This window comes from Neobacillus vireti (assembly GCF_036962345.1).
GTDB lineage: Bacteria > Bacillota > Bacilli > Bacillales > Cytobacillaceae > Neobacillus > Neobacillus vireti_A.
The window spans coordinates 424,009-436,939 of sequence record NZ_JBALNB010000007.1 but is presented as its reverse complement, the minus strand read 5'-3'; the positions used below and the strand labels follow the sequence as shown (position 1 = coordinate 436,939).

The 12,931-nt window shown below is 39.6% G+C and carries 11 protein-coding genes and 1 riboswitch; of the genes, 1 reads left to right on the top strand and 10 read right to left on the bottom strand.

What is annotated here, in order from left to right; genetic code table 11:
- Positions 1 to 15: 15 nt before the first annotated feature.
- The 9 genes from V7108_RS09595 to V7108_RS09555 all read right to left on the bottom strand — a co-directional run bounded on the left by V7108_RS09595 (position 16) and on the right by V7108_RS09555 (position 8,573).
- A complete protein-coding gene (locus tag V7108_RS09595) occupies positions 16 to 294 on the bottom strand; it encodes a hypothetical protein (protein ID WP_335568039.1) in 279 nt (92 codons plus the stop codon).
- Positions 295 to 311: 17 nt separating this feature from the next.
- Positions 312 to 620 carry a BadF/BadG/BcrA/BcrD ATPase family protein gene (locus tag V7108_RS09590; protein WP_335568038.1) on the bottom strand — a complete coding sequence of 103 codons (309 nt, stop codon included), beginning with the start codon at positions 618 to 620 and terminating at the stop codon, positions 312 to 314.
- Between the two features lie 103 nt (positions 621 to 723).
- Positions 724 to 963, bottom strand: coding sequence for a BadF/BadG/BcrA/BcrD ATPase family protein (locus V7108_RS09585; protein ID WP_335568037.1), 240 nt, complete (start codon positions 961 to 963; stop codon positions 724 to 726).
- The gene (argH, locus tag V7108_RS09580) at positions 956 to 2,479 is read right to left on the bottom strand and encodes an argininosuccinate lyase (protein WP_335568036.1); all 1,524 of its coding nucleotides are present in this window, start codon (positions 2,477 to 2,479) and stop codon (positions 956 to 958) included. The genes V7108_RS09585 and argH overlap by 8 nt, the downstream gene beginning before the upstream one ends.
- A gap of 22 nt (positions 2,480 to 2,501) precedes the next feature.
- On the bottom strand, positions 2,502 to 3,233 hold the full coding sequence (locus V7108_RS09575; RefSeq protein ID WP_335568035.1) for a creatininase family protein: 732 nt from the start codon (positions 3,231 to 3,233) through the stop codon (positions 2,502 to 2,504).
- Positions 3,234 to 3,247: 14 nt separating this feature from the next.
- The gene (locus V7108_RS09570; protein WP_335568034.1) at positions 3,248 to 4,975 is read right to left on the bottom strand and encodes an ABC transporter permease; all 1,728 of its coding nucleotides are present in this window, start codon (positions 4,973 to 4,975) and stop codon (positions 3,248 to 3,250) included.
- A gap of 10 nt (positions 4,976 to 4,985) precedes the next feature.
- Positions 4,986 to 6,056, bottom strand: coding sequence for an ABC transporter ATP-binding protein (locus tag V7108_RS09565; protein WP_335568033.1), 1,071 nt, complete (start codon positions 6,054 to 6,056; stop codon positions 4,986 to 4,988).
- Between the two features lie 145 nt (positions 6,057 to 6,201).
- Entirely contained in the window at positions 6,202 to 7,290 is a 1,089-nt protein-coding gene (locus tag V7108_RS09560) for an extracellular solute-binding protein (RefSeq protein WP_335568032.1), read from the bottom strand.
- A 77-nt stretch (positions 7,291 to 7,367) separates the two neighbouring features.
- Positions 7,368 to 8,573: an ROK family transcriptional regulator gene (locus V7108_RS09555; protein WP_335568031.1), complete on the bottom strand. Its 1,206-nt coding sequence runs from the start codon at positions 8,571 to 8,573 to the stop codon at positions 7,368 to 7,370.
- 389 nt (positions 8,574 to 8,962) lie between these two features.
- Here V7108_RS09555 and V7108_RS09550 point away from each other — a divergent pair, with 389 nt between their 5' ends.
- Positions 8,963 to 11,464 carry an NEW3 domain-containing protein gene (locus V7108_RS09550; RefSeq protein WP_335568030.1) on the top strand — a complete coding sequence of 834 codons (2,502 nt, stop codon included), beginning with the start codon at positions 8,963 to 8,965 and terminating at the stop codon, positions 11,462 to 11,464.
- A 258-nt stretch (positions 11,465 to 11,722) separates the two neighbouring features.
- Here the strand turns inward: V7108_RS09550 and V7108_RS09545 are convergent, their stop codons facing one another.
- A complete protein-coding gene (locus V7108_RS09545) occupies positions 11,723 to 12,598 on the bottom strand; it encodes a 5'-methylthioadenosine/S-adenosylhomocysteine nucleosidase (protein WP_335568029.1) in 876 nt (291 codons plus the stop codon).
- Between the two features lie 171 nt (positions 12,599 to 12,769).
- A riboswitch (purine riboswitch) is annotated at positions 12,770 to 12,873 on the bottom strand.
- Between the last annotated feature and the right edge of the window lie 58 nt (positions 12,874 to 12,931).

Genomic DNA, 12,931 nt, shown 5'->3' with positions numbered 1-12,931 from the left:
TTAGAATTTCGAAAGTTATTTTAATACCAAGCCGCGTCTAATGATGTTACGAATCGGTTCTTCGATGGTGGTTTTAATATTCACTTTTGACTTACTTTGTTGGATCCTTTGGCAAACCTGATTTCTAATGTAGTGATTGTAATGGAAAACACCACCTTGAAAAATCATGTCAAATTCGTCCTGCTGGATATCAGCTTTTCCAATCGCTGTTTCAATAAGGAGCAGTAGTTCATCCACTGCGGCATCTAAGATGCGTTTACTTACTGGGTCTCCTAATCGAAAAGCCTCATCCACTACAGCCGCAAGGGTTCCTAATCAACAGAATAATCATCACTATAGGTCCAATTATAAAGATCTTCAATTGAATTAAAATTAAACTTCTTTAATATCAATTTGGATAAAAGTGTTTCGTCTCCACGGCCATCCACCATTCTGAGAACAGAAGCAATAGCTTGTTTACTAATCCAATAGCGGCTTCCTTCATCACCGACACGGTGACCCCAGCCTCCAGAACGAATGATTCGATTGTTGCCATCATGTGCAAACACAATCGAACCAGTTCCAGCGATTAATAAAACACCGGCTTTGTTTTCAGTAGCCCCAATAAGGCGGAAAGACAATCATTTTCTACTTGTAAACTACGAATCTCGATAGACAAATTCATTACTACCCGCTTAACAATTCCTGCAACTACTTTTTCATCCTTCAATGTATCAATTCCGGCTAAAGCAAATACAGCTTTTCCACATTCACCTTACTACAAGTTTCAATCCCAGCGTTCATAAAGGCAGCTAAAATAGCTTTTATTAAAGCTTCTTCAGATCCTTCTGCCCCTATTACCTGATAATTAGAAGCCCCAGCATTCCCTTCCCCAAGGATGGTTCCATCACCTTCGACAAGGACAGCCCGCGTTTTTGTTCCTCCCCCATCGACCGCTAGCAGTTCGATGGATATCCTATTCATTCTCTCCAGTCCATTCCGTGATAATTTCGTAAACCACAGTGGTGGCTGTCGAAAGATGCTCTTGTTTTTCATTTAACCAGCTGGCCAATTGATTCTGTTCATTTAATCGTATTTGAATGGTTTTTTCCATTCTGCTCGGGCTAGGACCACCTTCGAGATCTCGGATTTGAACGAAATATTTAGGGCTCAAGCATTGTTTTAGCTCTTCTTCTGTTAGAACAGTTTCTTTTCCAACTACCTTTTTAGATTGTATATTTAAAATCTTCAACGTTAAAGATTCTAATGTCGTTTTTCCACCCTGCAAAAGCTCCTTAACCGTTGCACTTACAACATGGTGCGCCTGACGGAAGGATAGTCCATCCTTTCGTACAAGGGTGTCTGCCAATTCCGTAACGTTTGCAAAGCTTTCCTTCGCTCTTTTTAGAAGGGTTTCTTTATTTACTTCCATAGTAAGTAAAACACACGTTAATAAATTATAAATGCCGCCTAATTTTTCAATTGCTTTCCAGATATACGGCTGCATATCATCTTCAGTATCTACAATATCGCCAAATGGTGTATTATGGAGCATAAGCAAGACGGTTTGGCAATCTCCTGCTACACTCGACAAAAGGCCTCTCATATGCTCAATGGAAACAGGGTTACGTTTTTGCGGCATAATCGAGCTGATTTGAACATACGGTGCAGATAAAAGGAATGCGCCGTACTCCTGTGTACCCCATAATAGGAAGTCTTGAATCGATCTGCCTAAATTTAGGGATGACAACTGAACAGCCGTTGCCGTTTCTGCAATATAATCAGCACCTGCAACTGCATCCCAAGCATTATCAATAATCTCTTCAAATCCAAGCAGCTCTTTCATCCGCTCACGACTAATCCCAAATCCTGAAGTGGTTAGCGCCGCTGCTCCCATGCTGCTGCGATTAACCGTTTTATAAGCTGCCTGCAGTCTCGAGATATCGCGTGTAAGCATATCCGTCATTGCATTTAAGTAATGAGCCAGCGTAGTAGGCTGCGCTTGTTGGGTATGGGTATAGCCAATCATCACCGTTTCTTTGTGTTCGTCCGTCAATTCGATCAGTGCTTCGCGAAGTTTTAATGCCTTTTCCACTAATATTAAAAGCTTTTTCCTAAGTGTCATACGGTAAATCGCAATTCCCATATCATTTCGGCTTCTGGCAATATGGAGATTTCCTGCAATATCACCCGCTTCTTCAATTAAAGCATGCTCGACTTCAAAAAATAAATCTTCAAATTCACCTGTGTATCTTCTGTTTTTAATCTCTTCGGCATCCAAGCTGGCTACTGCTTTGGCAATTTTCCGCGCTACTTCTTTTCCAACCAGCCCTTGTTCAACCAGCATAATTAAATGGGCTTTATGAATCTCAACCATCGAGTCAATAAATTGTTGTTTCGCTTCATCATAGGCTGGTTCGAGTACCATGGATGTATAGGTTTTAGAAGGAAAACTGGTGCCTTCCTTCTTTATGATTTGGTCTCTCAGTGAGGTTTTCACTTAGGTCCATCCCTTCTGTCGATTAATTTTCAAGCCAGTTTTTAATTAACTCATTCATATTTGCGGTTGCTTTTTCGACGATTTTCTTCCCTTTTTCATAGGAGGTTTGTTGAATGAGTCCTGTATAACCATCCCATGCCTTTGGAGTACCTTCTACAAGAATATATGGATAGGATGAAAGCGGCGGCACCTCTTTAAATTCTTCATCGTCTGTGTCAACATGGACCAAATCCGGACGAAACGCTTTAACCGCAGACATTTCGTATGGTCCACCATGTCCTCTGCCTTTCGTTCCTTTAAAGCCGATATCCACTGCCGCATTGATATCGACCATTTGCCACCAGTTTACAAGCAAGAAGCTGGCATCTGTATACTTACCCGTAACATATTCTGCTACTGTTCTAGAAACACCCATATTCCCGTCATGAGCATTTAAGAGAATAATTTTCTTGATCCCTTGCTCAATTATTCCCACCGCTATATCAATCAAGTATTCTTGAATTATGTTTGGGCGAATGGAAATGGTTCCTTTATATTTATTTGTTTTACCCGGACAGGCTGTATAAGGAACGGTAGGGAACACCACACCACCTAAGCTTGGGTCTATTACCTTGGCAAACCCATCTGCTAATACAATATCTGTTCCTAAAGGAGAATGCGGTCCGTGGTATTCAAAGCTACCTAACGGAACAACTGCAAAAGCTGCCTGCTCTAGCGTTTTTAGGTCTCTTCCATGAATGTCGCTTGCGTTCAACTCGGGTCTCCTCCTTAAATGGCAGAACCTGCCTTTCCATCCGTGATCTTTTGTGAAACAAACAGAACGGTAATAATTAAAATGATTTGTAGTACACCATAGGCACAGGCAGTTCCGAATTGGAAAGCATACATTTTTTGGAATATCGCTACAGATACCGGCATGGTTGACGTACTATAAATTAAGATGGAGGCTACAAATTCACCTATCCCTTGAACCAATGCCAGCAAGGTTCCTGCAAGAATACCTGAGAATGCCATTGGAACAACGACCCTTCTGAATGTATACCACCAATTCGCTCCTAAGCTTCGAGCAGCCTCCTCTACGGATTCATCCATTTGCATTAACGCCGCAGAAGTAGATCGGAAAATAAGCGGTAAATGTCGGACGAAATACGCTAATGGTAAAATCCAGAACGTCCCAATTAACACTTGATTAAAGCTGAATACACTTGGTTCGCTGAAGGCAGCGATTAAGTTAACGGCTACAACTGTACCAGGCAGTGCCCATGGAACCATGATTAAGATATCCAGTAAAGCTTTTCCTTTAAACTTTGTCCGGACCATGGCATAAGCTGCCGCCACACCAAACAAAATATTTCCGGCTGTTGCCACAAAGCTCATCTGTAAGCTGTTCCAGATTGGACGCCACGTTCGTTCATCGGTAAACAGATCAATATAGTGCTGAAAGGTATATGCCGTTGGGATTACCTGAACCGTCCATTCGCCATCAACTGAAAATGAAATCAGGACAAGAACAAGGATCGGAAGCATTAAAATAATAACCCCAATAAATGAAAGAAGCATCGATAGGTACTTTGCAAATTGAGAACGTAATTCGGTGCGATGAACACTAATCCCTTTACTTTGGTTTTGGTAGTTCCGTCTTCCTTGGTACCATCTCATTAAAATTAAGAAACTAATTGATACAATCGATAGAATGGTAGATTGTGTGGCTGCCATATCGAGACTACCATTTGTACGAGATAAATAGATTTGCATCGTCATGGTCCGTTCCACACCAAACATCAATGGTGCTGTGTAAGACGCCATTGAAATCATAAATACCAATAAGGAAGCTGCGATTAACGCTGGAGTTAACATTGGAAGGATGACCTTTAACCAAATACGTATTCTTCCCGACCCTAGGCTTGTTGCTGCTTCCTCTAAGGAAGGGTCCAGGCCTTTAATTGCTGCTGCTGCCGTTAAATAAAAGTATGTGTACATGGTAAAGGTATGAACGACGATAACACCCATAACACCTTTTAATGAGAACGGTACTTTTTCAAGGTCAAATAATACCTGAAAAGCCCGTGGGATGATCCCGCTTTCTCCATAAAGAAAGGTAAAAGATAACACTCCTACGAGTGGCGGCAATGCCATTGGTACCAGAATTAACACAGAAAGAAGTTTTCTTCCTGGAAACTCATATCTTTCCAATAAAAACGCCATAGTAACACCAACAATGGCACAGGTAATGACACTAATGACTGAAATATATACACTTGTCCAAAGCGCTTCAAGGTTGGCTGTACTTGTTAACCCAAAAAAACGCTGGTAATTTTCGAGAGTGGTCCCTTCTTCGCCCACTACACTTTGAAGAAAGGTTTGGTAAAACGGATAAATCACATACGCTAAAAGAACTAAAAAAAGCGGTGAAATTAACACATAAATAAAATATTTAGAACGTATAAGCTGCGCCCACCAGCTTTCCTGTACGGCCGTAGTTTGATTCGCACTCATTCTATCACCTCTATTCTCCGATTAAGTAGATTCCTTTTTCAGGTATGTGAAGCGTAATCGAATCACCGCGCTTAAGGATTTCATTGCCTTTATTAATTATCATGACCTTCATAATATTAGGGCCTATTTTAAGCACATAATTGATACTCACCCCAGTAAATTCAACGAGTTGAATAGTGCCTGTCACCTGATTCGGACCGGTACCTTCATATACAGCTTCAGGACGAATCGAAACTTTAATAGATTCTCCTGCGTCTAGCTTTTTCCCATTTGCAGATTGTGACATACTGCCTTGTAAGAAGATATTCTCATCCAACTTAATCTTGACTGCGTCAGCTTTTACTTCAACGACTTCCGCTTCAAGGATATTTGATTCTCCGATAAAGGAAGCAACAAAATGATTGACAGGCTGGTTATAAATTTCTTGTGGTGTTCCAATTTGTTGAACGACCCCTTCTTTCATGACCATGATTCGATCTGACATTGTCATCGCTTCTGTCTGATCATGGGTAACATAAATGGTTGTAACACCTAATTCAACTTGAAGTCTCTTAATCTCTAATCTCGTTTCCTCACGCAATTTTGCATCTAAATTGGACAGTGGTTCATCAAGCAGTAGAATATCCGGCTCAATCACGAGAGCGCGGGCTAAAGCTACACGCTGCTGTTGACCACCTGAAAGCTCGTTTATTTTACGAGATCCATATTTTTCGAGATGAACCAGCCTTTGGGCACGTTCGACTTTTTCTTTTATCACCGCTTTTGACATTTTACGAACTTCAAGACCAAATGCAATATTTTCAAAGACCGTCATATGAGGAAAAAGGGCATAGTTTTGAAAGACCATTCCAATATTCCTTTTGTTCGGCTGCAGGGTAGTGACGTCCTTGTTGTCAAAAAGGATCTTCCCTTTTGACGGATAATAGAATCCCGCAATCATCCGTAATGTCGTTGTTTTTCCACATCCTGATGGACCTAAAAAGGTAAAAAACTCTCCAGGTTTGACATCAATATCAACGTTTTCTACCCCAATGGAGGTTCCAAACATTTTACTAACATGATCAAGCCTTACACTTTTCAACACAAACACCTCGCTGTTCTTAAAACTTAGCCAAAAAGAAAAGCCTATAGTCGGGCTAACTCTTTTACAAGATAAGCAAGTGTTATTGCCTGCTTACCTTGTAAAAGAGGGTGAAAAACTCCTTCACCCCTTTTATACCAAACTATTAATTTTTACCTTTTATATTTTCATCCCAATGCTGCATCCACTCAGCTTCTTTTTCAGCCATTACTTCCCAATCAAGGTCTAGTGACTTCAGGTCAAGCTCTTTATACCAATCAGGCATAGTGTCCTTGTCGATATCTGTACGAGTTGGTATTTGGTATAAATCTTCAGCTAATGTAGTTCGAGTTGCTGGATCAAACAAGAACTCATAGAATAATTTTGCATTGTCTAGATTCTTCGCATCTTTTACAAGTCCGACCGCATCAACTAAAATTGGTGCTCCACTTTCTGGATACACATAATCAAATGGTTGGTTGTGCTGATTTTTTTGGATCAGAATATCTTGAAGATTCCAAAGTGAAATCGAACCTTCCTGACGAGCTAGCTTTAAGTATAGGTTTGTTGGATCTTGTGCATATTCTTTTGTATTGGAATCGAGCTTTTTAAGCCACTCATAACCTTTTTCAGGAGTATCTGCACCTTGTTCATGAATCATCGCAGAGTAAATCGTTCTCATTGTTCCCGATGCTAAAACACCACGAATAATGATTTGATCCTTCCACTTCGAATCTAGCAGGTCATCCCAGTCTTGTGGGGCTTCGTTCTTCTTAAGCATGTCAGAGTTGTACATAATTACTTCTGGCAGCAGCATTTCACCATACCACAGGCCTTGGGCATCCTTATGTTCAGGTAAAATACTTGCATCGAAGCTTGGTTTAAACGGCTCTAATAAATCTTCGTTCGCTGCAGTCATAAAAGCAGACTGTGTACCACCCCACCAAAAGTCAGCTTGAGGATTGGCCTTTTCCCCACGAACACGTTCAAGTACCTGCTGTGCTCCCATGGTTAGCACATCAACTTGAACATCAGGGTATTTTTCATTAAACATTTCAACCACTTTGTCGACAATTGTTTGGTCCCGGGCAGTATAAACAACTAAGTTGCCACTAGCTTCAGCTTTTTCTTCTGTTTTTCCTTCTTCATCATCTTTTGCTGGAGTATCCCCATTTGAGGAACTGCTCGAACAGGCTGCGACGAAAAGCATTAGAACAGCTATTAAGAGCGCCAATAAACTTTTTTTCTTAAACATCCTTCTCCCCCTATAATAATTTTATTTATTCTTAAAGCAGGCTAAAATACCTGCTAAGAACCAAAGTAGGAAACAATCTATTTTAAAATACTGTCGTATTCCCGAAGGAACAAAGAAACTGCTCCCAAAACTCCTGCATTTTCTCCTAGCTGGGATTGAGCTATTTCAACCGAGCTTGGCAGGTAGTGATGAACAATCCCTTTCAATCTTGGAAGAATGAAATCAGCGGATTGCATCACTCCACCATCTAGAATAACAACCTCTGGATTTAGCAGAGTAGCCGAATTAATGATGCCATAAGCTAAATGCTCAATGGCTTCTTCTACAACCGAAAGTGCGAAAGGATCTCCCGTTTTTGCGAGTGTGAACGCTTGCTCACCAGTCAGCTCCGTTTCAGCCGCTTCTTTATATAAAGGATGATTCTTATTCTGCTGGACAAGCAAGGTAAATTTTCTCCCAATTGCTTTACCGCCTGCAACACTTTCAAGATAACCATAGCGATGGAAGATTGGTTTAAACTCATTTTTCATATCGTTTTTATCCGTAACCATATATCCTAATTCACCAGCTGCATGGGAGGAGCCGCGATAAAGTTGATCGTGAATAATAATGCCACTGCCAATCCCTGTTCCTACGGCTATAAACAGGACATTTTCTTTGTTTTTAGCCCTGCCTAACCATTGTTCTCCAAGTACTGCTACATTGACATCGTTATCAACAAAAACAGGGAAGGGAAAAAATCGTTCAGCCTCCTTCAAAAATGGATAACGAACCCATTTTAAGCTTGGAGCTTCTACTACAACTCCTGTTTTGGTTTCTGTAATTCCTGGTACTCCTACTCCCATACCGAGAATCAATCCTTTATCAATTTGATTCCTTTGGATCATCTCATGAACTTCTTTGTGAATTTGCTTCAATAATTCATAATTTAAATGTTTTTTTGTAGCAAAACTGCTTGAACAAATAATTTTTCCACCTAGATCTGAAATAACGGTTTTTACTTTGGTGCCACCGATATCCACCCCTATGACATAAGCAGCCTTTTCGTTAAAATAAAGATGAATAGGTCGTCTCCCGCCTTGTGATGAGGATTCTCCAATTCCTTTTTCATGAACCCAGTTCTCTCTTACTAATTCATCGACAAGTAAGGAAACAGTAGGTTTACTAAAATGGACCTTTTCTGCTATTTCTGCTCTCGATATGGGTTGATGATTTTTAATACATTGTAAGACGATCTTTTTATTATTAGTCCGTATTTGTGCATTGGAGAGTTTCTTATTCATAAACATCACGGCCTTAATTCATATTGTTTGTTGTTAGTTAGTTAGTTTAACTAATTTAAATACACTATACCTTATAATGGAAGCGTTCTCAATATTAAATTTTAAAAATTCGGATAATTATGATTAATCAGTGAATAATAAATCTAGACTCAGTGCCCCTAGCCTGTATGAACGCTAATATCTAGTACTTATCACCTGATTTAAAAGAACTAATATTTGATTACCAGATAGTAAATTGGTAATATTTACAAAAACTCGAAAGATATTATAATCGGACTTGTAAGAATATTCTCCCAATTAGTTAGTTATCTTTACTAACTAAAATTACATATATAGAAAGGAGAATTGAATCGGTTTATTTCACTTACTAATGAAAGGGGTTTCAAAAATTGAAAAAGCTTTTTTGTCTATTGATGTCCATTCTTTTAATTGCTTCCTTACTACCTCCGATTAGTCTTGCACAAGAACAAAGTGAAAATGATGTTGAGCTTTGGAATGTTGTTAAACCTCTAGATACTACTGTTACTTTCTTGAACACAGGAGCACATCCAGACGATGAACGCAGTGATTTACTTGCCTATTTATCCCGTGGGTTAGGTGTGAAAACAGCTAGCTTAATCGCCAACCGTGGCGAAGGTGGACAAAATGCGATTGGAAATGAATTAGGTAATGCACTTGGAATAATCCGTTCCAACGAAATGATTGAAGCGGCCAAGGTAAATGGTGTAAAAGCCTACCATTTAAGTGAGACCACTTCAGATGCGATCTATGATTTTGGTTTTTCGAAATCTCCAGATGAAACCCTTGAAAAATGGGGTGAAGAAGTTACGTACGAACGTCTGATCAAATTTATTAGAACGTATCAGCCGGATATTGTAATGCCTTCTTTCGAAAATGTTGACAGCCAGCATGGACACCATCGATTGATGGCGATTTTATCTGAGAAAGCATTTAAAGATGCTTCCGACCCAACTGTTTTCCCTGAACAATTGGAAAATGGCTTAGAGCCTTGGCAGATCAAAAAGTTTTATTTACCAGTTGATAAAGATACTGCTACCACCTCGATTGAAATAGGGGACTTTGACCCAATCTACGGTATGAGTTACCCGCAGCTTGGTGAAGCATCCCGATATCTTCACAAGAGCCAAGGAATGGGAAATGATATTCCTGTTGCACCTAGAAAATCACATCTAAAATTAATAGAATCTGCGGTGGAAACAGATTCAACTGACCTTTTTGCAGGGGTTCCATATGACTTCCATGCATGGGCGGATATCGTTCCTGCTGCGAATGTAAGCAAGCAGTTGGATACATTACAAAACCAATTAGAAGGCATTATTAAGCTGTATCCAGACCGTGCAGCGATTTTACCTCAATCACAAAAGGCTTTGGGAAATGTCCAAAAATTAATTTCAAGTACAAAAACTGCTAAGCTAGATGCCGCTGTTAAAAATGACTTGCTTCATAAGCTTGCCCTAAAAGAAGAACAGCTGCAACAGGTTAGTTTCGTTGCTTCCGATCTTGCTGTTGATGTTGAGATCGGTTCCTATGTATTAGCACAAGGTGAACAAACTCAAGTAAAGGTTAAGATTACAAATGAAGGAAAGCAAAAAGTCCAGCATATCGAAGCAGCGTTACTGACTCCGGAAAATTGGAAACACGAAGGGGTAAGTCAAGTAAAACATCTGAAGCCGGGTGAATCAAAGACTGTTACCTTCAATGTCACTGTCCCTTCTGAGGCAGAATATTACCAGCCATATGGCGACGCTGTGATCAAGGCACAACTAACATTTAAGGAAAACGGTGTGGAAACAACATCTGTCATTGACCTAGATAATACAGTGAGTGTGCTCCCTGAATTAAGTGTTACACCGGATCCAGTCAATATTACGGTTAACACAGCAAATGTACAAGAGGAAATACCGGTTACGGTGAAAGTGAAAAACTATTTCAATGGTGCTAAGAAAGGTACCGTTTTGTTGAATCTTCCTAAAGGCTGGGAAAGTCAACCTGCAGCAGCAGATGTCAGCTTTACTGAAAGAAATCAAGAAAAACAAGTATCATTCACATTAGTTCCTCCTACTTCGGTTGCTGAAGGTAATTTTACAATCGGAGCGATAGCTGAAGCAGACGGCAAAATATTTGATACGACCGTACAAGAAATTAAATATGACCATATTAATGACTCCTACTTTATGTACCCTTCCAACATAAATGGGGTTGCATTTGAGTTATTAAAGCCAGACAATTTGAAGGTTGGTTACATCGACAGCGGCTTTGACACGATTGCTGATTCCTTGCTGAATGCTGGATTTGATATTTCGAAGCTTACTCCTGATGATCTAGCTGCTGGTGATCTATCACAATATGATACCATCGTCGCTGGAATCAGATCGACACTTGGTAGACCAGATGTATTGCAGAATAACGCAAGATTACTTGATTATGTAAAAAATGGCGGACATTTAGTGATGCAGTATGTTACTTCTGGGGATCCATGGAATAATAATAAATTCACACCACCATATCCGTTAACCATCGGATCACCTTCAATACGTGTGCGTGTGACGGATGAAAATGCAAAGGTAACAGTCACTCAACCAGAACATGCCTTGTTTAACTATCCAAATAAAATTAATGATAGTGACTGGGATAACTGGGTACAAGAAAGAGCTCTTTACTTCCCAACTGCATGGGATGCAAAATATGAAACATTTGTATCCATGGCAGACCCTGGCGAAGACCCATTCAATAGCGGAATCCTAATGGCTGAATACGGTGAAGGAACATTCCTCTACACCAACCTAGTATTCTACCGCCAAATCAACGCACAAGTTCCGGGCGGATATCGAATCTTTACAAACTTAATTAGCTATGGTGCAAATAACTAACTAGGAACGCTCATTAAATAGGTTTAAAAAAATAAAGTCCTCTTTCACTTACGAAAGAGGGCTTTATTTGCTATTAGGAAAGTATTGGGTGTGCTATTCGTGCCCGTTTTGACTTGGAAAAAGAAATTTGGTAATGAATAGAAAGTATTCGTGCCTGTTTTGGTTGGAAAGTGAAAAAAGGGTAACGAATAGCTGCTATTCGTTACCCTAGAAGCAATAAACAAAGGAAGCAGGTCATGAATAAAATTGTATAATATTTTATTTGTTTTTAATCATAGAAATATACTCTTTTACTACTTCATAAACATAGGCTTGATTCGCTGGTGCAGTTCCGGGATCGTAAGTACCGCCATTTGTTTTATTATTCGATAAGATTCGAATACCCAAGAAGGCTACGTCATAAGCATCAGCAATTTGAGCTACTGAGGCACCTTCCATTTCCTCTACATCAGTATCGTAAATCTCATGAATCCATTTAATTCTATCCACTTCACTATTCCAAAAGTCTGCAGAACCAATGGTACCTTCGACAACCTTCCCCTTCGTGTATGTGTCTTTTACTGCATTTGCAGCTGTAAGTAAATCCTTATCGCCGTAGTAGTATCGGACTTGATTCGCACTATCGTCTGATCCGCTTCCTTCCGAAGCCATTAAGTCCATCGGAATCCATGAAGCAGGATCCATTCCTTGGCCTTCATCCATATGTGTTGTTTTTAATGAACCAATGTTTGTCGTTCTTTCTCCTAACACAATGTCAAATACATTTAGCTCTGGATTATGCCCGCCAGATGTACCTTGGTTGATGATGGCGATAGGATCATATTTTTCAATCGCCAATGCTGTTGCAGCAGCTGCATTTTCCATTCCCTTGCCTGTTTTAGTCACAATAACAGGGTAATTGTTAAGCTTACCTTTATAGAAAACAAATTTCCCTGATTTTTCCACTTTTACTTTTTCTAATTTTCCGGCAAAATATTCAGCTTCGATAGGCATTGGACCTTGAATGATGATCGGTCTCTGAGCACCTTCTACTTCTGTTTCTTTAAGTAAAGATGAGTTACATCCTGCAAGCATCACGAACATGCCGGAAATAGCAGCGACTGAAGCGATCTTTTTAAACATTTTGTTTTTCATAAATAATCTATCCCCTTTTTCTTGTTGTTTGTTTACTCGCAAGTGGTTCCAAAAGAAAAAAGTCTAGAAATTCAGGATCATTCCTGTCTTCTAGACCTACGAAAGTCAAAGTATAAATAATTGAGCAAAAATTTATTGCTAAATCATAAGCGGCTGCAGCTTGAAATCATACGACCGAATACTTTAACTCGTAGTCTAGTTCTTATATTGGGAACCAGGTAGAAACACTCAGACCGTATTACTGAGTATATACGAGTAATGATATTTAAGATTAATACTTTGCTAATATAACAAATTCATAATAGATTTACAACTAAAAGGTGAACATTAATT